At 46.1% G+C, this 21792-nt stretch carries 23 protein-coding genes; 15 read left to right on the top strand and 8 right to left on the bottom strand.

Annotated elements, in window-relative coordinates; translation table 11 throughout:
• Positions 1 to 16: 16 nt before the first annotated feature.
• Positions 17 to 634: a DUF47 domain-containing protein gene (locus HNY42_RS00550; RefSeq protein WP_114596668.1), complete on the bottom strand. Its 618-nt coding sequence runs from the start codon at positions 632 to 634 to the stop codon at positions 17 to 19.
• Between the two features lie 342 nt (positions 635 to 976).
• Here HNY42_RS00550 and cbpA point away from each other — a divergent pair, with 342 nt between their 5' ends.
• The 5 genes from cbpA to HNY42_RS00525 all read left to right on the top strand — a co-directional run bounded on the left by cbpA (position 977) and on the right by HNY42_RS00525 (position 7272).
• Positions 977 to 1615, top strand: a complete 639-nt coding sequence (gene cbpA / locus HNY42_RS00545) for a cyclic di-AMP binding protein CbpA (protein WP_026827156.1) — start codon at positions 977 to 979, stop codon at positions 1613 to 1615.
• A 58-nt stretch (positions 1616 to 1673) separates the two neighbouring features.
• Positions 1674 to 2441 carry a pyrroline-5-carboxylate reductase family protein gene (locus tag HNY42_RS00540; protein WP_131973509.1) on the top strand — a complete coding sequence of 256 codons (768 nt, stop codon included), beginning with the start codon at positions 1674 to 1676 and terminating at the stop codon, positions 2439 to 2441.
• A gap of 190 nt (positions 2442 to 2631) precedes the next feature.
• Positions 2632 to 3189, top strand: a complete 558-nt coding sequence (locus HNY42_RS00535; protein WP_188004891.1) for a TetR/AcrR family transcriptional regulator — start codon at positions 2632 to 2634, stop codon at positions 3187 to 3189.
• 44 nt (positions 3190 to 3233) lie between these two features.
• Positions 3234 to 6392: an efflux RND transporter permease subunit gene (locus tag HNY42_RS00530; protein WP_131973508.1), complete on the top strand. Its 3159-nt coding sequence runs from the start codon at positions 3234 to 3236 to the stop codon at positions 6390 to 6392.
• Positions 6393 to 6609: 217 nt separating this feature from the next.
• Entirely contained in the window at positions 6610 to 7272 is a 663-nt protein-coding gene (locus HNY42_RS00525; RefSeq protein WP_131503510.1) for a C40 family peptidase, read from the top strand.
• A 56-nt stretch (positions 7273 to 7328) separates the two neighbouring features.
• Here the strand turns inward: HNY42_RS00525 and HNY42_RS00520 are convergent, their stop codons facing one another.
• Together HNY42_RS00520 and HNY42_RS00515 are read right to left on the bottom strand one after the other, a co-directional pair.
• Positions 7329 to 8294: a LacI family DNA-binding transcriptional regulator gene (locus HNY42_RS00520; protein ID WP_188004890.1), complete on the bottom strand. Its 966-nt coding sequence runs from the start codon at positions 8292 to 8294 to the stop codon at positions 7329 to 7331.
• A gap of 12 nt (positions 8295 to 8306) precedes the next feature.
• The gene (locus tag HNY42_RS00515) at positions 8307 to 8564 is read right to left on the bottom strand and encodes a hypothetical protein (RefSeq protein ID WP_114596661.1); all 258 of its coding nucleotides are present in this window, start codon (positions 8562 to 8564) and stop codon (positions 8307 to 8309) included.
• A 172-nt stretch (positions 8565 to 8736) separates the two neighbouring features.
• Here HNY42_RS00515 and HNY42_RS00510 point away from each other — a divergent pair, with 172 nt between their 5' ends.
• Together HNY42_RS00510 and HNY42_RS00505 are read left to right on the top strand one after the other, a co-directional pair.
• The gene (locus HNY42_RS00510; RefSeq protein WP_114596660.1) at positions 8737 to 9195 is read left to right on the top strand and encodes a MarR family winged helix-turn-helix transcriptional regulator; all 459 of its coding nucleotides are present in this window, start codon (positions 8737 to 8739) and stop codon (positions 9193 to 9195) included.
• A 116-nt stretch (positions 9196 to 9311) separates the two neighbouring features.
• Positions 9312 to 9944 (top strand): NAD(P)H-dependent oxidoreductase, encoded by a 633-nt coding sequence (locus HNY42_RS00505; RefSeq protein WP_114596659.1) that lies wholly within the window; start codon positions 9312 to 9314, stop codon positions 9942 to 9944.
• Positions 9945 to 9994: 50 nt separating this feature from the next.
• On the opposite strand, the gene HNY42_RS00500 is transcribed toward HNY42_RS00505, so the two are convergent.
• A complete protein-coding gene (locus tag HNY42_RS00500; protein WP_188004889.1) occupies positions 9995 to 10717 on the bottom strand; it encodes a WecB/TagA/CpsF family glycosyltransferase in 723 nt (240 codons plus the stop codon).
• An 82-nt stretch (positions 10718 to 10799) separates the two neighbouring features.
• Here HNY42_RS00500 and HNY42_RS00495 point away from each other — a divergent pair, with 82 nt between their 5' ends.
• Complete coding sequence (locus tag HNY42_RS00495) at positions 10800 to 11459, top strand: uracil-DNA glycosylase (RefSeq protein ID WP_188004888.1); 660 nt, start codon at positions 10800 to 10802, stop codon at positions 11457 to 11459.
• A 58-nt stretch (positions 11460 to 11517) separates the two neighbouring features.
• Here HNY42_RS00495 and HNY42_RS00490 read toward each other — a convergent pair whose 3' ends face one another.
• Positions 11518 to 12324: a Cof-type HAD-IIB family hydrolase gene (locus HNY42_RS00490; protein WP_188004887.1), complete on the bottom strand. Its 807-nt coding sequence runs from the start codon at positions 12322 to 12324 to the stop codon at positions 11518 to 11520.
• Positions 12325 to 12449: 125 nt separating this feature from the next.
• Between HNY42_RS00490 and HNY42_RS00485 the strand changes: the two genes are divergently transcribed.
• The 6 genes from HNY42_RS00485 (at position 12450) to HNY42_RS00460 (ending at position 18246) form a co-directional block, all read left to right on the top strand.
• Positions 12450 to 13712, top strand: a complete 1263-nt coding sequence (locus tag HNY42_RS00485; protein WP_255508399.1) for a hypothetical protein — start codon at positions 12450 to 12452, stop codon at positions 13710 to 13712.
• Positions 13713 to 13735: 23 nt separating this feature from the next.
• Positions 13736 to 14428, top strand: a complete 693-nt coding sequence (locus HNY42_RS00480; RefSeq protein ID WP_131503501.1) for a response regulator transcription factor — start codon at positions 13736 to 13738, stop codon at positions 14426 to 14428.
• Positions 14425 to 15810 (top strand): sensor histidine kinase, encoded by a 1386-nt coding sequence (locus tag HNY42_RS00475; RefSeq protein WP_188004886.1) that lies wholly within the window; start codon positions 14425 to 14427, stop codon positions 15808 to 15810. Before HNY42_RS00480 ends, HNY42_RS00475 begins: the two co-directional genes overlap by 4 nt.
• Positions 15811 to 15907: 97 nt before the next feature.
• Positions 15908 to 16285: a DUF1499 domain-containing protein gene (locus HNY42_RS00470; protein ID WP_188004885.1), complete on the top strand. Its 378-nt coding sequence runs from the start codon at positions 15908 to 15910 to the stop codon at positions 16283 to 16285.
• Positions 16282 to 17709 carry a dihydrolipoyl dehydrogenase family protein gene (locus HNY42_RS00465; RefSeq protein ID WP_131503498.1) on the top strand — a complete coding sequence of 476 codons (1428 nt, stop codon included), beginning with the start codon at positions 16282 to 16284 and terminating at the stop codon, positions 17707 to 17709. Before HNY42_RS00470 ends, HNY42_RS00465 begins: the two co-directional genes overlap by 4 nt.
• Before the next feature lie 3 nt (positions 17710 to 17712).
• Positions 17713 to 18246 (top strand): DUF420 domain-containing protein, encoded by a 534-nt coding sequence (locus HNY42_RS00460; RefSeq protein WP_114596650.1) that lies wholly within the window; start codon positions 17713 to 17715, stop codon positions 18244 to 18246.
• A 90-nt stretch (positions 18247 to 18336) separates the two neighbouring features.
• Here HNY42_RS00460 and HNY42_RS00455 read toward each other — a convergent pair whose 3' ends face one another.
• The 3 genes from HNY42_RS00455 to HNY42_RS00445 all read right to left on the bottom strand — a co-directional run bounded on the left by HNY42_RS00455 (position 18337) and on the right by HNY42_RS00445 (position 20207).
• Complete coding sequence (locus tag HNY42_RS00455; protein WP_188004884.1) at positions 18337 to 19110, bottom strand: flagellar motor protein MotB; 774 nt, start codon at positions 19108 to 19110, stop codon at positions 18337 to 18339.
• Positions 19085 to 19870, bottom strand: coding sequence for a flagellar motor stator protein MotA (gene motA, locus HNY42_RS00450; RefSeq protein ID WP_131973501.1), 786 nt, complete (start codon positions 19868 to 19870; stop codon positions 19085 to 19087). The genes HNY42_RS00455 and motA overlap by 26 nt, the downstream gene beginning before the upstream one ends.
• A gap of 97 nt (positions 19871 to 19967) precedes the next feature.
• A complete protein-coding gene (locus HNY42_RS00445) occupies positions 19968 to 20207 on the bottom strand; it encodes a hypothetical protein (protein WP_012371741.1) in 240 nt (79 codons plus the stop codon).
• Positions 20208 to 20368: 161 nt separating this feature from the next.
• Between HNY42_RS00445 and HNY42_RS00440 the strand changes: the two genes are divergently transcribed.
• A complete protein-coding gene (locus tag HNY42_RS00440; RefSeq protein WP_188004883.1) occupies positions 20369 to 21760 on the top strand; it encodes a TrkH family potassium uptake protein in 1392 nt (463 codons plus the stop codon).
• Positions 21761 to 21792: the final 32 nt, after the last annotated feature.

Genomic DNA, 21792 nt, shown 5'->3' with positions numbered 1-21792 from the left:
CTCGTTAGCTCCTCACTTATGCGTTTTTCATGATGATCGTTTCAATGACGTTTGCTGCATCTTGGCAGTAATCGGCAATTGATTCGAGCGATTCATAAATTTCTTTGTATTGAATGATTTTGATTGGATCTGTTTCTGTTGCGAACAATGCTTTGATTGATTTACGACGCAAGTTATCGCAGATGGTTTCCTGCTCTTTCACTTTGATGACGTGTTCACGCATCGGTTGGAGTTTACGTGCTACTAACAAATCCATTGATAAAGCGAGCTCATTGACGGCAATGTGGATTTCATCCACGAAACGAATCATATGCTCGTCTGCTTGTACGATATTGTAAATTTCGAAGATAGCTGAACACTCTTCAAAACCATCGAGGACATCGTCAAGTGAATTAGCAAGTGCTAATAAATCTTCACGGTCGATTGGTGTGATGAACGCGTTGTTTAAATCGATGATCAATTGATGCATCAAATCATCACCAGCTGTTTCAAAATCTTTTACTTTATGGGCGAATTCTTTGACATCGGCAATACCATTGATTTTAAAGTCGACGAAAAATTGTGACGTTTGTTGCAGGTGTCCTGCAATCTCAGATAATTTAACCGCGAATGGATCTTGTTTTTTACTGAACATTTCTTCTGCCTCCATATTAAGAACAAGAATAGAATAGTGAAGTGACTTCACGAGTTCGATTGTATCAGACGCTATTGTAAAAGAATACAACTATGTCCCGTCTTTACGAAATCTTAATAAATCTTAATACTAATGGGATTGTTGATTTAATAAAGAATTAAAAATTGCAAAAATAAGATGGAATTGCTTCTTAATCTTGAGGGAATTTGTGTTTTCTCTTGGCTCCTGTAAGGGAATAGAAGAAAAGCAGGAGAAGGAAGAGCGGAAGCGAATAAGAAATTAAGTTAGAGCGTCATGTAAATCAGGTATAATCATGTTAAAGGAAAGAGGAGGACGTTTTGTATGCTCGTTCAAAGTTTGTGTATTCCGAAACACCAGTGTGTCAAGATTTTAGAAACCGCTACGATTCGAGAAGCGTTGCAGACGCTAGAAGAAACAGGATATCGTTGTGTCCCGGTTCTTGATCAGACCGGTCAATTGTTCAAAGGGAACATTTATAAAATGCATATTTACCGTCACGGGATGAACGGTGGTAGTTTAGATGATAACGTCATGACGTTAATCAAAAATACGACGAAGTTCATTTACACAGGCAGTAACTTCTTTGAAGTCTTTTTCTCAATCAAAGAATTGCCTTACATCGCAGTCTTGAATGATGATGGACAGTTCTTCGGCATCTTACCACACGGAAAGATGCTTGGTATGCTCGAAGAAGCATGGAATCGTGATTCAGGCAGCTATATCTTAACGGTTGCACTCAGTGAACAAAAAGGTGCCCTTGAAAAGATCGCTAAAATCGTTAATAAGTACTCAACAGTGGCGAGTTTGATGACACTTGATGCGAAAAGCAGTGTCATGCGCCGGGTCTTGATCACATTACCGACTGACTGTGATGAGAAAACGAAAAAGAAAATCGTCAAGAAATTAAATGAAAAAGGACTCCGTGTCGTTGCTGTGGAAGACTTGGCAGTTCGTGTATAATGACTAGGAAATCTGAAGGGACCAGTAAGTGGTCCTTTTTTTGTTGGGAGGAATAACAATGAAAATTTTAATGGTAGGGGCAGGTTCGATGAGCGAGTCCTTAGTCAAAGGATGGCTTGATTCGGGTATCTCCCCTCAAACGATCACGATGACCAATCGAACAGACCGGACACGTCTGTTTGCTTTGGCGGAGCAGTACGGTGTTCGGACGACGGCCGAGGAACAGGTCGAACAATTTGATGTCGTTGTTTTAGCCATGCAGCCGGACGGAGTTCTCGACTACATCAAACAAAAGACTTGGACGGACCAATTGGTAGTGTCCGTCGCCGCGCATATTACACCGGCAGACATCGAGGCACACGTTTCATGTGGTGCTGTCTGTGCGATGCCGAATACACCTGTCGCATTTCGGACAGGAATGACGGGACTTTGGTTTGGTGACCTTATCTCGGATCAGAAAAGACAACAAGCGACGGCATTGTTTGAACGAGTGGGTCAGACGGTTGAAACGAATGCGACAACGATGCCTTATTTGATGGCTGCAGCAGGATGCAGTCCGGCTTTCTTCTATGAAATCGTCGGCGCGATGACACCTGTTTTAACGAAAGCGGGTTTTGATGCTTCTTCTGCCCGGCGGATCATTGCGCAGGCTATGAAAGGATCGGCGGAACTGCTGTTACACGAAGAACGTCCGACAGAGGAACTGATTGATGATGTAGCGGCTCCGGGTGGTCCGACGGATCGAGGAGTCCGTGTTCTGCGTGAACATCACTTAGCACAAGCGATATATGCTGCTTTGATGGAAAGTGCGCGGGAAGATCACTAAAGATTACTTGAAACGTCTACCGGTTCTCGATTCGAAGAGTACGGGTAGACGTTTTTTTTCATGTTCGGCTCATATAATACGAAGCGTTTCACGTGAAACATTGATTTAATCTTGCAAAGCGGGACAGAACTTCGTATATTTAAAAAAGAAACCGTCCAGACGGTACAGTAAAATGGAAAGGAGAAAGATGATGGTCAGTATAAAAGCGTTAGAAACGCGACGTCGAATCACGGATGCAACTGTTCAAATCATGCTGACTCAAGGGTTTCCACAACTGACACTTGAAGAAGTGGCGAAACAGGCGAATGTCTCCAAAGGCGGATTGTTGTATCATTTTTCTTCCAAAGAAGAATTATTGATGGGTGTGATTGAAGAACAGGAACGGCGTCAGTTTCAGCAATATCAGACGTACCGGGAAGAGGGATTTGGTCCAATGGAAGCATTCGTCCTGCTGCAAGCAAGACGGGATGAAGAATTTTGCCTCGACATCGATACGGTATTGTTCTTATTGTCCTTATTAAAGGAAAATGCCGCTTTTGTGGAAGAACGAAAAAAACAGGTTCATCAGTTTTTTGATCAATTGATGGAACAGGCAGATCCTGTAGACGCGATGATGATTCGTTTTACATTGGACGGCTTGAAAATGTCGGAACATTTTCAGTTCGGTCAACCTGCACCTGACGTACGGCAGGCCTTGATTGAACGGTTATTGAAACAAGCACGCAAGATTGATCAAGCATCAAAATAACAAGATGGAATCGAAAAAGAAGAGAGAGAAGGCGGATTTTTACCATGAAGCGTATCATTCAATTTTCAGTCAATAATAAGTTTGCCCTTTGGTTACTGACGATTATCATCACAGTCGCCGGAATTTATGCCGGAACGACGATGAAACTCGAGACGTTGCCGGATATCACGACACCAACCGTGTCCGTGACGACGATTTATCCAGGAGCAACACCGGAACAAGTACTCGATGAGGTCAGCCGTGAACTTGAAAGTAAGGTCGAGAACCTTGGCGGAGTCGAAACCGTCCGCTCGTCCTCTTTCCAAAATGCCTCAAATTTACAAATCGACTACAGCTTCAGTACAGACATGGACGAAGCGGAACAAAAAGTCAAAGAAGCACTGGCCAATGTTGAATTGCCGGAAGGAGCACAGGAACCTCAGGTTTCCCGAATCTCCTTTGATGCCTTCCCGGTCATCGGATTTGCCGTATCGGACGAAAAACGTTCATTATCCGACTTGACGAAACTGGTCGAAAACGAACTTCAACCAAAACTCGAAGGAATCGAAGGCGCACAGACGGTTCAAATTGCCGGTCAGGAAATCCGTCGAATCGAGATTCAATTTGATGAAAAGAAATTACAACAGTACGGATTGACGGAAGAGAACGTCAAACAACTGATTCAAGCGAATGATTCCCGCTTGGCACTTGGGTTATATGAACTAGGTGATAAAGAACAGGCCGTTGTCCTCGATGGAAAGGCAACGACAGTCACTGAACTGAAGAATCTCCGTTTGCCGTACACACCACAAGCAGCAACAGAGTCACCTGAAGCCAGTGCCGGACAAGGACAGACGCAAGCACCTGCACAATCGGCGCCGACAGATGCGGCTCCGGCACAAGCAGCGAGTCCGGCTGCGGCGGCACCAACGCAAGTCCCGACCGTTAAATTATCGCAATTAGCGACGATTGAAGACAAAGGAATCGAAGAATCGATTTCCCGGTCAAACGGGGAACGTTCGATTGGCGTCCAGGTGACGAAGTCACAAGATGCAAATACGGTCGAAGTCGTCAATGCGGTCAAAGAGACGATTAAAGACTTTGAGAAAGACAATGCCAGCGTAAAAGCGTCGGTCACGCTCGACCAAGGGAAGCCGATTGAAGAATCGGTCTCAACGATGATCAGCAAAGCATTGATTGGTGCCTTGTTCGCTGTCGTCATCATTCTCTTGTTCCTGCGTAATGTCAAATCAACGATCATTGCCGTTATTTCGATTCCATTATCTCTGTTGATGGCGATTTTGGTCTTGAAACAGTTGGACATCTCCCTCAACATCATGACGCTTGGGGCGATGACAGTTGCGATTGGTCGCGTCGTGGATGATTCGATTGTCGTCATTGAAAACATTTACCGTCGCTTGACGGATCCCGCTGAACCGTTAAAAGGGAAAACGCTCATCATTGATGCGACGCGTGAAGTATTCATTCCGGTCGCTTCATCGACCATCGTCACGATTGCCGTCTTCCTGCCGCTCGGATTTGTCACAGGATTTGTCGGTGAACTGTTCCTTCCGTTCGCGTTAACGGTCGTGTTTGCACTCTTTGCCTCATTGATCGTGGCGGTAACGGTTGTTCCAATGTTTGCTGATTCACTCTTTAAACGAGGGAAGGCACCAAAACCGGAAAAAGAAGATGGCGGAAAACTCGCCAATTGGTACCGTGGTGTACTGAATTGGTCGTTAAACCATAAACTCGTCGTGTTCGGACTTGCCGTCCTGTTGCTGATCGGCAGTTTCGCGCTTGTTCCGACCATCGGCGTCAACTTCTTGAATCAAGAGAGTGAAAAAACGTTTTACGTGACCTACAATCCGAAACCGGGTCAAACGTTAGAAGATTCATTGAAGGCTGCCGACTTGGCAGAAGGATATTTCGAAAAGCAACGTGATGTGGATAATCTTCAATTTACAGTCGGTGGAGAAAATCCATTGAATCCCGGAAATACAAAGCAAGCTGTCTTCATCGCCCAGTATGATCCGGATACAGCTGATTTTGCCGATGTAAAACAACAGGCAATCAAACAACTGAATAAAGAGATTCCGACCGGCGAATGGAAAGAACAGGACTTCAGTGGAGGAGCTGCTTCTTCCGGTGTTTCGTACTCGGTTTATGCGAATTCAATCGAAGATCTACAAACGATGACACCAAAATTCGTCAAAGCGATTGAAGGCGAATCGAAATACGTGCGTAAAGTAACAACCGACTTAAAAGAGTCGTATACGCAATACACGTTCGAAGTTAATCAACAAAAAGCCGCTGAATTCGGTATCTCGACAGCACAATTGGCACAAGGAATTGCCAATGTGCAAGGCGAAGAAAAACCACTTTCTACTATAAAAGTAGACGGCAAGGAACTTGATGTCATCGTACCGAACGAACAGACGACATATGATTCCATCAATGATTTACAAACAACAGATGTCACGACGCCGCTTGGTGTCCGGAAACTGTCGGATTTCGTCTCCGTTAAAAAAGGAACGACACCGGATTCACTCAGTGAACGGGACGGCAAATTGGTCGCGACGGTCACTGCAGAATTAAAAACAGACAAAGCAACAGAAGCTTCACAAGCCATCGATAAAACAGTCAAAAAAATTAATCTTCCGACAGGTGTTTCGTATAAAGCAGGTGGTGTGACGGAGCAAATTCAAGAGTCGTTCACGCAACTCGGACTTGCGATGGCAGCAGCAGTCGCCATCGTCTACCTTGTTCTTGTCGTCACCTTTGGAGGCGCATTGACACCACTTGTCATCCTGTTCTCGCTTCCGTTTGCCATCATCGGCGGATTACTCGCGCTGTTGATTACAGGCGAAACGATTTCAGTATCTTCATTAATCGGTGCATTGATGTTGATCGGAATCGTCGTGACGAACGCCATCGTTCTGATTGATCGCGTCATTCACAAAGAAAAAGAGGGCCTCGAGACACGTGAAGCCTTATTGGACGCGGCAGGAACACGACTTCGTCCAATCTTGATGACAGCGCTCGCGACGATTGGTGCCTTGTCACCATTGGCACTAGGTCTTGAAGGCGGTGCTTTGATTTCGAAAGGTCTCGGGGTGACGGTCATTGGCGGATTAACAAGTTCAACGTTATTAACCTTGTTGATTGTCCCGATCGTCTACGAATTCTTTGCCCGATTTCGGAAAAAGAAGTCAATAGATTAAGCAGTTTTAGTTTCTAATGATTAAAGCAGGTACCCTGGAATGGCTCTAGCATGCTATTTTAGGACCTGTTTTTTTATTTGTTGCAAAAATGTTACGGTAAACTATCCCTGTTAATAAACTGTAACACGATGAAAGAAATCGACATGATAGGATAAAAACAGTAATTATCTGATAATTTAGTTTTTTACATAAACTCACTTACAAGGGAGACAGACGGATGAAAAGTTCATTTTTAATTCGTGTCATCGTGTTTGCAACGTTGCTCATCAGTAGCTTTGCCGCTGTTCCTCACCAAACAAAAGCCGGTACGGCAAAAAAAGTTGTCGTGGCGGTCGACGTGTTGAATGTTCGGTCAAAAGCAACGACGACAGGTCAAAAATTAGGCCAACTGAAATTAGGCCAAACGGTAACGGTCCTCGGCAAAACGGCAAACAACTGGTATCAACTCCGGTATGCGGGGAAAAATGCTTACATAGCGGCTACATACACAAAAGCGTTTAATGCAAAAGCGACAACGGGATTAACTAAAAATGGAGCAGCCGTCGTATCCGTGGCGGAAGGCTTAAAAGGACGTCCTTACGTATTTGGCGCAACAGGTCCTGTCAGCTTCGACTGTTCCGGCTTTACGCGTTATGTCTACAATGCATTGGGTAAATCATTACCACGAACAGCGGCTGCCCAATACGGCGCAACGAAACGAACAGCTCCAGTTGCTGGAGATCTGGTCTTCTTCACACACGGAAGCGGAATTCAACACGTTGGGATTGCGGTGGATGGATCGACGATGATCAATGCCAACTCGTATTACGGACAAGTCGTCAAAGAATCATTCCGAAGCGGCTACTGGGGATCACGTTACGTTGCTGCCGGATCTTTATAAGAAAGAAAATTAACCAAAAACCCGCTCTTGACGCATTTGCGAGACAAGAGCGGGTTTTAGTCATTGGATTCAAGAGCGGTCAATCCGCTCAGAAGGGTGGTCGGAATTTCCACTTGAGGATGATCCCGCCAATTGTCACTAATGGCGATCGAGAAAGCTTGGCGTCCGATGGTCTCGTAAGGGACGGCAACCGTCGTTAAATTGAGAACGACTGCTAACTCACTTCCGTCGAATCCGATCACGGCTAAATCTTCCGGAATCCGGTAGCCTTGTTTACGAAGCTCCAGGATGACGCCGGCTGCGACATGATCACTTGCGGTCAATAAAGCGGTCGGACGATTGGTTTGCTTCGCCCACTGCTGTGCGATCCGGGCCCCGTCTTCAATCGTCAACGCCTGTTGGTAGATCCAGGAAACGTCGGCAAGCGATACGGTATCCTGATAAGCCCGTTTTCGGGCACGGCTGTTTGTACTGTCGGGACGACCGAGACAGATCCCGATCTGGGTATGACCAAAAGACTGAAGTGCCTTCAAGCCGCTTTGAAACGCGGTATAATGATTGATGTAGACCGAAGAGACATCTTCATGGTGTTCACAAAAAATAATCGGACCATATTGTTCGTATTGCAAAATGTCTTCGACCGGCAGACTGTGTGAGACGACAATCAGTCCATCGACTTCGCGTTGGGCAAGAGCTTGAAGAACGGTTTGTTCGTGTGATGCGATGTAGTTCGTCTGCCACGTCAAAAAACGGTAGTCCGCTTCAAAAGCAGACTGGGCAATCCCGTGCAGAATTGCGGCATGATACGGATGATCGACGTAAGGCAACATGACGCCGATTGTTTTCGTTTGACCGGTCGATAAATGGACGGCAGTTTGATTTCGGATGTAACCAAGTTTTGTGATGGCGTCCCGGACGGCCCGCCGTTTATCTTCCGCGACGTACGGATGATCATTGAGGACACGCGAGACTGTCGTCACTGAAACCTCTGCTTCACGTGCTAAGTCACGAATGTTGGTCATCAAAAGTTCCTCCTAGCTGTTGGATAATTGTTGATGGATCTGAATCCAGTCCTGTCTCGTGATCGGGCCTTCAAGCCAAGCCGAACGATCGAGTTGTTCCGAAATTCTTTGAAGCAGCTCGACTTGATGAGCTGGCGGCAAGTCCGGAAACTGATCGACCAACGTATGCTTACACAAATAGTAACCGGTCGATGTGTACAGCTGTTCGATCGCTAATTCGTAAGCAACATTTTTCTGAAAGAGACGAGACAGGAATTTTTGAAATGACATGAGAAGACCTCCCTTGTAGTGTATATCAAGACCGTAATGTATGGAACGCGTTTCACGGCAAGCAAAAACTGAGAGGTCCGTCATAAAAGTGGAAAATCCGGACTGGAATTGACCAATGGAAAAAAGAGGTCTATGATTGGTTCGAATCAAGATAAAGAGGGGCGAACGTAAAATGGAATCGACAGACTCGAAGCTGGCATTAAAAATGCTCGTTGTTCTATCTCGCACAATGCATGCAGTAGCGGAACAAGTGAAAGTAGACATCAAGACCCATCAGCTGAATTTATCGGAATTTGGTGTACTGGAATTGTTGTACCACAAAGGCGATACACCACTTCAACAAATCGGCGATAAAATCTTATTAACGAGTGGCAGTGTCACGTACGTCGTGGATAAATTAGAGAACCGGGGTCTTCTTGCCCGACGATCATGCCCGACGGATCGTCGCGTGACGTTCGGAACACTGACAGAGGCGGGAAGAGAATTAATGGAAGAAACGTTCCCGAAACATGAAGCGTTTTTAACAGACTTATTCAGTGACTTGTCCATTTCAGAAAAAGAGCAATTGATTGATCAGCTAAAACGGATTGGTCATCGTGCAGACCATTATACACACTCAGAAAAAGCCTAATCATCCTGATTAAGCTTTTTTTGTTGCTTTCTTTGAAATCAAACTAATTGACAAAAGAAAATGGTGTTGGTATATTTACTTACAGAAATTACTTTAGATAAAAGGGAGAAATAAAAATGACTAAATTACTTTATGTAACTGTAAACCCGAAATCAACAGAACATTCATTCAGCCTTCAAGCTGGTGAAGCTTTCCTCGAAAGCTACAAAGCAGCTAACCCGAACGCTGAAGTCCAAGTTCTTGATCTATATAAAGAAGATGTCCAAGAAATCGATACAGACGTACTCAGCGCATGGGGCAAATTCGCGACAGGCGAAGAGCTTTCAGAAGTTGAAATCGCTAAAGTCGGTACAATGACGAAACACCTGGAGCAGTATATGGAAGCGGACGAATATGTATTCGTAACGCCAATGTGGAACTTCTCATTCCCGGCCCGTCTTAAAATGTACATCGACAGCGTTCTTCTTGCAGGTAAAACGTTTGCTTACACTGCAGAAGGTCCTAAAGGATTGATGGAAGGCAAAAAAGCACTCCACATTCAGGCAACAGGCGGCGTATACGCCGGTTCTGGCCTCAACTTCGGAGATGACTACCTCCGTCAAGCACTCGCTTTCACTGGTGTAACAGACTACAACTCATTGTTCATCGAAGGTATGGCAATGAACCCAGAAAAAGCAGAAGAAATCAAAGAAGCAGCAATCGCAGAAGCAAAAGAACTTGGTCGTTCATTCTCAACGGTCAACGCATAAGAAACGAAAATACCCGCTGTCCGGTAAACCGGACAGCGGGTATTTTGTGTTCACAGATGAGTTTTTTTTCGTAAAACAAGGGATGCGAAAAGGAGCAGGTCCTTTAACTTCTCCAGTCCGCGCGGGTGACTGGAAATCCGGTACAACCATTCGAGCTTCAACTTTCGGAAGACCTTCGGTGCCCGTTTGCTGTGACCTGACCAGACATCAAACGCTCCGCCGACACCGATGAAAAGGCCGTGATCCACTTTGTTATAAACGGATGCAATCCATTCTTCCTGTTTCGGTGCCCCGAGGGCCACCAAAATCAAATCGGCGTCGGCTGTTTGAATGACTTTGGCAGCTTGTTCTTCTTTGCCGAATCCATGAAAGGTCCCAACGAACTGGATATCAGGAAAACGGATTGATAATTGTTGAATCAGCGACTTCATGACTTCCGGACGTCCACCAAGCAGGAAGACCCGTTTCTTTAAAGCGTCGGCTGTTCGAAGCAACTCCCGTGCCGTCTCGATGCCGGGCAATGTCGCAGTGAGCGGTTGACCCATCCGTTTTCCGGCTGCCGTCACACCGATTCCGTCAGGCGTGATGAACGTTGCTTGTTGTAAAATATGCCTATAAGCGGGATCACGCAAAGAACGTAAGACCAGTTCGGGATTAGCTGTAACAATAAAGGCTTTTTCATTGTTGTGTAAAATCGTTTTAATATGGGTATACCAATTCGACGGTGTTGCGTCGACAAAAGGCAAACCAAATAACTGTGTTGTTTGAATCATCTTTATTCCACCTCATGTACCATCATAGCAGAATCAAGCCGGACGAACAGGGGCTTGAGACTGAAAAAAAGGAGCGAACGGGATGCATGCAGCCTGGCAGGAGATTTTAAAAGAAGAGAAAGAAAAAGACTACTTTATCCAATTATGGGATTTCGTCAAGACCGCTTACCGGGAAACGACGGTCTATCCGCCGAAGGATCGGATTTTCCATGCCTTTGACGCGGTGGCGCCGCAGGATGTCCGCTGCGTCATCCTGGGTCAGGATCCGTATCATGGACCAAACCAGGCAAACGGATTAAGTTTTTCCGTCAATGACGGGATTGCGATTCCGCCGTCTTTACGTAATATGTACAAGGAACTAGGATCCGATCTCGGATGCCCGGTGCCGACGACGGGTAATCTGGAAGCCTGGTCGAAGCAGGGCGTGTTTTTGTTGAATACATCACTGACGGTTGAAGCAGGGAAAGCCGGTTCCCATGCGAAAAAGGGCTGGGAATCGTTTACGGATCGTGTCATCGAAGTACTTGGACAGCAGGAGCAACCGATTGTATTCATTCTTTGGGGGAATCATGCGAAAAGTAAAAAAAGCTTGATTGATACCTCTCGTCACCTCGTCCTCGAGTCCGTTCATCCAAGCCCACTTTCGGCGAGCCGCGGTTTTTTTGGCAGCCGGCCGTATTCGCAGACCAATAACTGGTTACAGCAACAAAACCGAACACCAATCGATTGGTGTATTTCGTAAAACATGAAAAAACCAATTTACTCCACAAAGACGGAGTAAATTGGTTTTTTTGAATGGTTTAATCCATCATGAATTTTTCGATGACGAGGGCAATACCGTCCTCATCATTAGAAGCTGTCATGTACTGGGCTTTTTCTTTGACAGTATCGGCAGCATTCGCCATCGCGACACCAAGACCGGCCCATTCGATCATAGTCAAATCATTGTTGCCGTCTCCGCAGGCGATGACATCTGCCTGCTTGATTCCGAGACGTTCAGCGAGCAGGGCAAGACTTGTTCCCTTCGTCACACCGGCTTCCGTAAACTCGAGGAAAAATGGCTTCGAGCGGGCGACAGCAAGCTCACCGGCTAACTCAAGTTGAAGTTTTTGTTCGACTTCCGCCAAACGGTTTTCTTCCGCAAGCATCAAACATTTGACGACCGGTTCTGTGATGGCTGCTTTGAAATCCGGGACGATGATGACATCCATTCCTGTCAGTTCCCCTTCAATTGTCGTGAAGCCGTTAGCGCGTTCTGTCAAAATTTCGTGTCCGACATACGTGTGAATGTCGATGTTTTCCCGTTTACTTAAATCGTAAAGACGATGTACGGTTTCCGGAAGAAGGGTACTGGAGAAGAGGGACTCCTTTGTTTTACAGTCGATGATGGAAGCCCCGTTGAAACTCAGGATATAACTGCCATAGCGGGCAAGTTCCAACTCGTTTGCTAAATCAATCATCGCGTAAGTCGGACGACCACTCGCAAGCACGACTTTTTTGCCACGACGTTGTGCGTCGAGTAACGATTGTTTCGTTTTTGGAGAAATCGTATGGTCGCTCGTCAATAATGTATCGTCAAGATCAAGTACAATCATTTCGTAAGCCATGAATATAAACCCCTTTCGAATATCTGTTACATCTTAACAAGTTGACACTTCTTCCACAATATACTCTCACTTGAAAGAGTGTGATAAAGTTTGAGAAGAGCATGTATGGAAAGGATTTAAGTATGATGAAATATTTTGTAATTTTCTTATCGACCCTATATTTGGCGGGATGCGGTCTTACATTGCCTCATCCGGCTTCCTTACTTGAACACCCGGCGTTACCGGAATGGGAAAAATCATTAAAAACAAAAATTGAGACCGATTTGCCGACAGAAGCGGAAATCGTGGCCCCTCGGAATCAATCCATTTCAAGGCTGTATGAATTGATTGATTTGAACCGGGATGGACGTGATGAAGCCATCACCTTTTACCGGATCGAACAACTAGGGACATTTCAGATCAAAGTGTTGGTACATGAACGCCTGAAGAACAAGTGGGTTTTACGTGTGAGCCAGCCGATTGCGACAGGACGATCGATTGATCAACTGCATGTCATCCTCGATAAATCCAAAAAAGTGAATCAACTGATGATTGGTGTGACGAGTCTTGAAGAGAACACGGTCTATCTCCTGAAAGATTTGATGAAGCCGTCGATTAACACTACTAAAATCGATACATATGATCGATTGACGATTGCCGATTTGAATCAGGACCGACGTCAGGATATGGTATTGCTTAAAAAAGGACGGACGACGGAACTTGTGTATTATGAGGAAGCCTTGAACCCGACCAACCGGCAAAATGTCACATTGCCAGTCAAAGAAGGTGATTTATTTGCGGATCATGATCTGTTTGAAATTGATACCGTGAATCCGGCGAAGAAAAAGGGGATATTCGTTTCCTTTACCCGTGAGGCAAAAATGCATCTACGCGTCTTTCAACTTGAACAAGACCGGCTGACCTCGGTCCGCTGGGGAGAGACATCAGAAATCGTCGAGCCGATGTATACGTTCCCGAAAGATGTCGACCAGGACGGTGTCATCGAATTTGCGCATCAATACACGCCTGACGGAAGCATCGGACGTGTGGCCGAAGAAAAACCGAGAATCACGGCCTATTACGCATGGAACGGCTCCGACGTGGAACCGTTTCTTGAAAGCGGCTTTGAGCTTCGGGAAGAGCAGTATATTGATCTCGAATACAATTTCGTCATGCGTTTTCCCGCAAACTGGGCGACACGTGAAACGATTGAGAAAAAGGACAATCGGGTCCGGTTCATCAACCGAGAGACCGGAACGATTGATTTTGAACTGGAGATCATTCCAAAGACTCAATACATCGCCAGTCATCGCAAGAAGAAAATTAAAGAAGGCATTGATTACGTGTATGTCATCTCTACCAATCAATCCTATGAAGAGTACGCTGCCAACGTAGCGCTCGTGGAATAAAGTAAAAGCAGGAGGAAAATAAGATGACTAAAATATTAGTGGCCGAGGATGAGCATGCGATCCGCAGTTTCATCGTCATTAATTTAAAACGTGCAGGATATGAAGTGATTGAAGCGGAGAACGGACGGGAAGCATTGAACTACTTTGAACAGCAAACGTTCGATATCCTGCTGCTCGACATCATGATGCCGGAAGTCGACGGATTCGCGGTATGTGAACAAGCGCGCTCGAAAGATGAGGTCGTCGGCATCATCATGCTGACGGCACGGACGCGTGAAGAAGATAAAGTCATGGGACTCAGTGTCGGTGCGGACGATTATATCGCGAAGCCGTTCAGCCCGGCTGAACTGTTGGCGCGCATCCAGTCCCTGCTCCGTCGGGTCGAAACGCTCCGTCGCCGGAAACAACCGCGTGAACTCGTCTCAGGTCCTTTTCGCATTGATCTCGGAGCAAAGCGGGTGCAAAAAGCAGGGATTGATGTCGAAGTCACACCGACAGAATACGATTTATTATGCCATTTCATTAAAAATGAAGATCAGGTCATGTCGCGGGACGAGTTGCTCGATGCAGTGTGGGGCGAAAACTACTTCGGAGACCGGAAGACGGTCGACGTCAACATTCGCCGTTTACGTCAGAAAATCGAAGAAAATCCAGCAGAACCCCAGTTCATCGAGACGTTATGGGGACACGGCTATAAATGGCGTAACGAAAAATGAAACGACAGATTTTGATGCGGTTCATGACGATTATTACGGTGACAGTGCTGCTCGTCATCGGAATCCTATCTTTCGTGACGTATAACTATTATTATGTGACGGCGACAGATGTCTTGAAACGGCATGCGAACGCAAGTGCTGTCTTATTTGCGAACAGTGGTCTGGCATATGATTTTCAAGATTCAGAAGCGACGATTCATGATGTACTTGATTCGTATGCCTACACGGATGCGGAGATCGAAGTGCTGGATGCGAAGGGGGTCCCCCGTTATTCATCCACGGGTTTCGTCTCAAAGCGGAATATGACGAAACAGGAAGTGACACGTCTGCTGAGCGGGGGAACGATCACGAAACGTTACGATGATCCGGCAACAAATGAACATCTGCTTGAGGTGACAGAACCGATCGTATCGTTCGGACAGACGACAGGAGCACTGCGTTATACGACGTCGCTCGCTAAAATCGATCAACGGGTCATTGAAATTTGTCTGGCGATTCTCTTGTTGGGTGTCGTGATCTGGGGACTGGCCTACATTTATTCCTCCCGTCTCGTCTCGTCGATCGTTCGACCGATTCAGGAAGTCATCGGTGCATCCGATCAAATCGCCAAACAGCATTATGATGTTAAGGTCAATGAAGAGTACACGTTCGAACTGGGTGAGCTTGCCCGAACAATCAACTATATGGGACAACAGATCAAACAACAGGAAACATTAAAAGACGAGTTTATTTCCGGGATTTCGCACGAGTTACGAACACCGCTCACTTCCATCAAAGGGTGGAGTGAAACGTTGCTGGCAGAGCCGGAACGATTGCCGGAAGAAGCATCGCTCGGGATGGGCATCATCCATTCTGAAACCGAACGGTTGATTTCTCTTGTTGAACAGTTGCTTGATTTTTCAAAACTCGAAACGAGTCGTTTAGTCTTATACCGGCAAGAAGTGAATTTGACGGAAGTCATCGAAACGGTGACGGCGCAGCTCCGGCAAAAACTGGAGGAAAAAAATATTCGGATTATCCGTAAGTTACCGTCACAGGTAATCGGGTTGTACGACGAAAACCGATTGAAACAAGTTTTTTTGAATTTACTCGACAACGCCATCCGTTTTTCACCGGTTGACGGCGAAATTACGATTCGCCTTGTCCGTTCCGAACGTGTCCTCTTTTTATCCTTCAGCGATGAAGGTCCCGGAATTCCGAAAAATCATCTTCGTCACGTCACGGAGAAATTTTATCAAGTTCAAAAAGGAAAAGGGGGAACAGGATTAGGACTGGCGATTTGCCGGGAACTGGTTGAAGCGCATGAAGGAAAACTGTTCATCGATAATCAACCGGAAGGCGGAGCCATTGCGACGATCCTCCTGCCGGTCACAAAAGCATAACGGCAAAGTCAAATGAGAAGCGCTTTCGAAACTGAACTGGTAAAGTAAAATGAGAATCATGCTTCACAGCAAGACGAAACGAATGGAGGAATCAGTCATGGCACTTGGCGTATCGAACGGCAGATTAAGTCCGCTTACAGGGAAACCGAACGCGGTATCGACACAGACGGATAAAGAAGCGTTGAAGATGACACCTTTACCGTTCAACGGAAATCTAGCAGAATCAAAATTTCAAATCATGCGGGTTCTTCAAAGTCTTGACCGGGTGACAGTAGTCAAAGAAGATCCAACGTACATTCATGCTGTCTTCTCGAGTAGAGTCCTTCGTTTTAAAGATGATGTTGAATTTTATTTCGACGAAGCTTCCCAAAAAGTTCATTTCCGCTCAGCTTCCCGTGTCGGTTATTCCGACTGGGGCGTCAACCGAAAACGAATGGAAGACATTTCGGCACGGTATAAGGAGGCTTCCCGATGAAAAGTTATCAGTTGGTCGTAATTGGTGGTGGAGCAGCCGGAATGACAATTGCGGCAGGAGCAGCCAGTCTTGGTGCCCATGTCGCATTGATTGAGCGTCATACACATTTAGGTGGAGATTGTTTGCATTACGGTTGTGTCCCGTCAAAAGCGTTGATTGAAGCAGCGCATGACGTTCATGTCATGAAGCAGACGGCAGCCAAGTACAATGTGACCCTGAACGGAGACGCAGTGTACAGCAAAACAAAAGCAAGCGTCGACCGTGCCCGGAATATCATTCAGTCGCATGACGGAACGAAACGGTTCGAGGATTTGGGTGTCGATGTCTATATCGGCGAAGCCAGTTTCTTGAGTGCCAATGAAGTCGAAGTAGCGGGACAACTGGTTGTCGGAGAAAAATTCGCGATTTCGACGGGATCACAGCCGATCATTCCGCCGATTGAGGGGCTTGATACGATTCCGTACTTAACGAATGAGACGATTTTTGAACAAACGGAACGCCCTGAACGATTGCTTGTCATCGGCGGCGGAGCGATTGGTCTCGAATTATCGCAAGCCTATGCGCATCTCGGAACGGAAGTGACTGTGATTGAGGGTGCTAAATCCTTGATGCCAAAAGAAGACCGCAGCATGGTCACGGTACTACAACGACAAATCGAACAGGAATTGACACTCCATTTGGATACGACCGTCACAAGTGTCCGGAAAGCTGCGAACGGAATCGAAGTCACAGTCAAAACAGGCGAAGAATCCCGTGTCATTGAAACGGATGCCGTACTCGTGGCTGTTGGCCGGAAGCCGCGGATTGATGCGTTACGCCTTGATCGCGCAGGTGTTCATGTGGAAAAAGGTTATGTTCAAGTCGATGCTTCCCTTCGGACGAACCAACGTCATATCTTTGCTGTCGGTGATACGATTCAATCGTTGCCGTTCACACATGTGGCCGGTCTCGAAGGAAAAACGGTCGTCACGAACGCCTTGTTCGGCTTACGGACAAAACCAGATTACCGTGCCGTTCCATGGGTGACGTTTACGACACCTGAACTGTTCCACCTGGGACTGACAGAAGAAGAAGCACGTCAAAAACACAGTGACATCAAAGTCTATGAAACCGGACTTGATGAAGTCGATCGGTTTGTCATCAACGGCCGGACGGAAGGTCGCGTCAAACTGATTGCTGATAAACGCGGAAAACTGATTGGTGCCCATGCAATCGGCGAGCAGGCCGGCGAATGGATGCAGGAAGTCGTTTATGCGATGGCGCGCAAAGATAAGGTCGGTCAGTTATCCCGTGTCGTTCATCCGTACCCGATTCGTGGGGCGGCGGTCCAACGTGCGGCTGATTTATACTGGCGTGAACGTCTCTTTGACGGTCCATTGCCAAAATGGTTAAAACGATACTTTGATTGGAAACAAGGAGAATAATACATGCAACAATCTGCTAAAAAACGTAATTTCGTTCCGGTCGTCATTCTTTTGACGCTCGTCATCAATCTGTTGGTCGCTCTGTTGTTTTTTGCGCCGCCTTTACAAGTCGGTGACGGGTTTGACTGGACGCTGCTTCCTTTTTTAAATGCCATCTTTAACAGCTTTACCTTTATGTTGTTACTCGGTGCCTGGATTTCGATTCGCCGGGGAAACCGGATCAATCACCGCCGTTTCATCGGTGGTGCCATGACGACGACGACATTATTCTTGATTTCGTACGTGACGTATCATGCGGTCAGTGAATCGACGAAATTCGGCGGAGAAGGATTCGTTCGTCCCGTCTATTTCTTTATTCTCATTTCGCACATCATTTTAGCGGCGGTCATCGTACCGCTCGTCTTGATGTCGCTCGCTCATGCGTTGAATCAAAATTTCGAGAAACACAAGAAGTGGACGCGTTTTACAATGCCACTTTGGTTATATGTCAGTCTGACGGGCGTTATCGTTTACGTGATGATTCGTCCGTACTATTAAACAAAATCGTGCATCAAAAAAACAGGTCCATTCCGATTGTTCTCGGAGTGGACCTGTTTTGATTGCCGAATCGTCATACAGCAAAGGATGTTACGGTTTTACCTTCGTTTCATCCAAGACGTTTTGTGCTTTGATATCAATCAGTGGACGGATCAGGACTTCGACACGCCGGTTTTGACTGCGAGCGTTTTCCGTATCATTCGAAGCAATCGGTTGATACTCTCCGTAGCCGCTGACCGTAAATCGTTTAGGTGCAAGTTTCGGATTCCGCTGAAGAGCACGCATGAAACTGATCGCCCGTTCTGCACTGAGTTCCCAGTTCGACGGATACTGAACGGTATTGATCGGAATGTTATCAGTATGACCCGAAACCTGGATTTGACGTTGTCCTGCTTTGACAAGCAGGGTACTCATACCTTGAGCGATTTGAATTGCATCACCTTTTACATCTGCTTGGGCAGGAGAAAAGAGGGCCCGGTCACGGATCGTGAAGACAAGTCCTTCATTCGTGACCTCGACTTTGATATCTTTCTCAAGCTTCTGTTGTTTAATGTAATCATTGGCTTCTTCTTTGATCTTTTCGAGCTCAGCGATTTCGTAGCTTTGTGCTTTTGTTCGGGCATCCGTTTTTTTTGAATCCTCTTCTTCTTGTGAGGTCGATAGGGAACTGTTCGTAATCATGCCGGATCCGCCGTTGAAGACGGAACTGAACGATTGGGACATGGCTTTCAGTTTGACGGCATCGACGTTACTCGAAGCGAACAGTACGATGAATAAAGCGAGTAATAATGTCAGGAGATCGGCGTAAGGAATCAGCCAGCCTTCAGAGATGTGTTCATCATGCGGCTTCTTTTTCCGTTTCATACGTCGCACGCTCCTTCGGTGTCAGATAGACAAGTAACTTATCCTCCAGGTTTTTAGGAGATTCTCCGTTCTGAATCGATAAGATTCCTTCAATCATCATTTCATAGAGTTGGATTTCAGTAGCTGACTTTTGCTTTAACTTGGTCGCAAACGGGAACCACAAGACGTATCCTGTAAAGATCCCGAACAGCGTCGCGATAAAGGCACCGGAAATCGCGTGACCTAATTTTTCGATGTCTGAGAGATCAGATAAGGCCGCAACGAGACCGACGACGGCCCCGAGAACACCAAGGGTCGGTGCATATGTACCGGCTTGTGTGAAGATGTTGGCATTCGCATGGTGCCGTTCAGTCATGTTTTCAAGGTCACGCGTCATGACGTCTTCAACATATTCTGACGGTTGACCGTCAATGACCATCATGACGCCGCGGCGCATGAACGCATTATCGACTTCTTCGATTGCCGTTTCAAGTGACAATAAACCTTCCTTTCGAGCCTGTGTCGAAAGGGTTAAAAATTGTTGGAGCAACGTTTGTTTTGTCATCAATTGCTGTTCAAAGAAGATGACTTTAAACAAAGCAGGGATGATTTTAAGACGTTCCTTTGGAAATGAAATCATGATTGCTGCCGCTGTACCGACAAAAATGATGACTAGTGCTGCCGGGTTCAGTAATGCAACGGGTGGAGCCCCTTTGAGAATCATTCCTCCGACTAAGGTGATGAGCCCTAGTATAATACCAATAATCGACACGATATCCATTTCATTTGTGCCACCTTTCCCCATGTTGTCTGATCGTGAACGAAAAACAAAAAGAGCAGAAGAGGCGTCTTCTGCTCGGAAATCCAAAAACCGAGAATCACGCGCCGTTTTCATCGATAAGCAACTGAATGCTTTCGTTTCGTTCGTCACGTTCTATATCGGTTAATACATCGTATTTTTTTAATGCAATATACAATTCGTTTAGAATTGATTGATCCACATGTAGCGATAGTAACTCCTCGAATTGATAATATAGCTGTGCGGGCATCCATTGCGATTGGCGTTCAAGCCTTCGCGAGACATCTTCAATCGAATGGTCAGCCGTCCTAGGGTCCACTGTTTCCCTCAACCTCCTTTTATGATTAAACGTCGACTTTTATCTATTTTACCAAAAAAAAACGAAAACGTTTAGCAGATTGCAGATTTAAATAGAACAAATGTTTTTGAGGGAGTATGATAGATGCACTTGGGTCATTTCATCTTAGGAGGAGTACGAATATGTTTTCACATAAAAGACGTTCACGTCTTGCGAAGTTCGGACGGTTCGGAGAACTGATTTATCATCAGTTATTCGATAAACCGGCCCGATTCATTGCGACCGGTTTTACCTTGACCATCTTACTGGGTGGTTTTTTACTGTGGTTACCTATGTCCCAACAGGCAGGTCAGGATGTATCGTTCATCGACTGTTTGTTCGTTGCGACTTCGGCCGGAACAGTGACAGGTCTTTCGACGATCAATATTGCCGAGTCCTTCAATCTGTTAGGACAAATCATCATGATGTTGCTGATTCAGGTCGGGGGACTCGGGTTCATGACAATTGCGCTTGTCTTGTTAAGCGTGACAGGACGAAAGATCGGTATCCGACAACGGATCATCATTCAAGAGATGTTTAATCTCGACAGTCCAGGCGGAACAATCCGTCTTACCCGGAACATCATCTTGACGACCGTCGTCGTTGAATTGATCGGAATGCTGTTGATTGCCCTCGACTTATTCATCCAATATAAGTATACGTTCGGCAAATCACTGTATTATGGACTGTTCCATGCCGTATCGGCCTTCAACAATGCAGGCTTTGCATTATGGGGCGATAACCTGGTCGGGTTTCAACAGGATACGACTTTTATCCTGACGATTGCCGCGTTATTGATGATTGGCGGACTCGGTTTTACCGTTATTGCGGATATCTCTGCGAAACGGAGTTTTAAGAAGATTTCCTTACATTCGAAACTGATGGTGTTGTCGCTTGTTGTCATCAATGGACTTGGGGTCCTTGCGATGATGATTTATGAATGGGTGTCGAACCTCGGATCGCTTCATGACAAATCCTTTTTTGAAGCGTTACACATTGTCTTCTTCCAAGTCGTCACGACGCGGACTGCAGGCTTTCAGACGATTGATTTAACGACGATGGTTCCGTTATCGATCGGATTGATGATGGTCTTGATGTATATCGGGGCAGGTTCTGCTTCGACGGGATCCGGAATCAAGGTCACGACGGCAGCTGTCATCTTGAAAAACGTCTGGACTTATCTGCGCGGACAACGTGAGACCGTCTTGATGCGACGGACGGTTCGGCCGCAGGCTATTCAAAAAGCTTATGCGATTGCCGTGTTTAGTCTCCTGTTCATTGCTTTGATCACGACGTTGCTTGCTTTGTCACAACCGAACATTTCTTTTGTCGGCTTGTTCTTCGAGACGGTGTCCGCATTCGGGACAGTCGGGCTGTCATTGAATGTCACAGCGGAATTAAACGACTTCGGGAAAGCCTTGATTATGTTTATGATGTTGCTCGGCCGGGTCGGATCGTTGACGATTCTGTTTACGTTTGCCGCTCAACACGATCGTTTGATTCGTTATCCGAAAGAAAATATGTTGATTGGTTGATGTTCCGGGAACAACCTGAAAAAGTGTCGTCT

It is taken from the genome of Exiguobacterium sp. Helios (assembly GCF_014524545.1).
Lineage (GTDB): Bacteria > Bacillota > Bacilli > Exiguobacteriales > Exiguobacteriaceae > Exiguobacterium_A.
The sequence above is the reverse complement of the archived record's forward strand: the minus strand, read 5'-3'. Positions and strand labels throughout refer to the sequence as shown.

Excerpts from the sequence above, each read along its gene's own strand:
- motA (WP_131973501.1), bottom strand. The coding sequence starts at position 19,870 with ATGGATATCGTGTCGATTATTGGTATTATACTAGGGCTCATCACCTTA.
- HNY42_RS00540 (WP_131973509.1), top strand. The coding sequence starts at position 1,674 with ATGAAAATTTTAATGGTAGGGGCAGGTTCGATGAGCGAGTCCTTAGTC.
- HNY42_RS00440 (WP_188004883.1), top strand. The coding sequence starts at position 20,369 with ATGTTTTCACATAAAAGACGTTCACGTCTTGCGAAGTTCGGACGGTTC.
- HNY42_RS00465 (WP_131503498.1), top strand. The coding sequence starts at position 16,282 with ATGAAAAGTTATCAGTTGGTCGTAATTGGTGGTGGAGCAGCCGGAATG.
- HNY42_RS00470 (WP_188004885.1), top strand. The coding sequence starts at position 15,908 with ATGGCACTTGGCGTATCGAACGGCAGATTAAGTCCGCTTACAGGGAAA.
- HNY42_RS00485 (WP_255508399.1), top strand. The coding sequence starts at position 12,450 with ATGAAATATTTTGTAATTTTCTTATCGACCCTATATTTGGCGGGATGC.
- cbpA (WP_026827156.1), top strand. The coding sequence starts at position 977 with ATGCTCGTTCAAAGTTTGTGTATTCCGAAACACCAGTGTGTCAAGATT.
- HNY42_RS00490 (WP_188004887.1), bottom strand. The coding sequence starts at position 12,324 with ATGGCTTACGAAATGATTGTACTTGATCTTGACGATACATTATTGACG.
- HNY42_RS00510 (WP_114596660.1), top strand. The coding sequence starts at position 8,737 with ATGGAATCGACAGACTCGAAGCTGGCATTAAAAATGCTCGTTGTTCTA.
- HNY42_RS00505 (WP_114596659.1), top strand. The coding sequence starts at position 9,312 with ATGACTAAATTACTTTATGTAACTGTAAACCCGAAATCAACAGAACAT.
- HNY42_RS00455 (WP_188004884.1), bottom strand. The coding sequence starts at position 19,110 with ATGAAACGGAAAAAGAAGCCGCATGATGAACACATCTCTGAAGGCTGG.
- HNY42_RS00525 (WP_131503510.1), top strand. The coding sequence starts at position 6,610 with ATGAAAAGTTCATTTTTAATTCGTGTCATCGTGTTTGCAACGTTGCTC.
- HNY42_RS00520 (WP_188004890.1), bottom strand. The coding sequence starts at position 8,294 with ATGACCAACATTCGTGACTTAGCACGTGAAGCAGAGGTTTCAGTGACG.
- HNY42_RS00500 (WP_188004889.1), bottom strand. The coding sequence starts at position 10,717 with ATGATTCAAACAACACAGTTATTTGGTTTGCCTTTTGTCGACGCAACA.
- HNY42_RS00460 (WP_114596650.1), top strand. The coding sequence starts at position 17,713 with ATGCAACAATCTGCTAAAAAACGTAATTTCGTTCCGGTCGTCATTCTT.
- HNY42_RS00475 (WP_188004886.1), top strand. The coding sequence starts at position 14,425 with ATGAAACGACAGATTTTGATGCGGTTCATGACGATTATTACGGTGACA.
- HNY42_RS00535 (WP_188004891.1), top strand. The coding sequence starts at position 2,632 with ATGGTCAGTATAAAAGCGTTAGAAACGCGACGTCGAATCACGGATGCA.
- HNY42_RS00530 (WP_131973508.1), top strand. The coding sequence starts at position 3,234 with ATGAAGCGTATCATTCAATTTTCAGTCAATAATAAGTTTGCCCTTTGG.
- HNY42_RS00495 (WP_188004888.1), top strand. The coding sequence starts at position 10,800 with ATGCATGCAGCCTGGCAGGAGATTTTAAAAGAAGAGAAAGAAAAAGAC.
- HNY42_RS00480 (WP_131503501.1), top strand. The coding sequence starts at position 13,736 with ATGACTAAAATATTAGTGGCCGAGGATGAGCATGCGATCCGCAGTTTC.
- HNY42_RS00515 (WP_114596661.1), bottom strand. The coding sequence starts at position 8,564 with ATGTCATTTCAAAAATTCCTGTCTCGTCTCTTTCAGAAAAATGTTGCT.
- HNY42_RS00550 (WP_114596668.1), bottom strand. The coding sequence starts at position 634 with ATGTTCAGTAAAAAACAAGATCCATTCGCGGTTAAATTATCTGAGATT.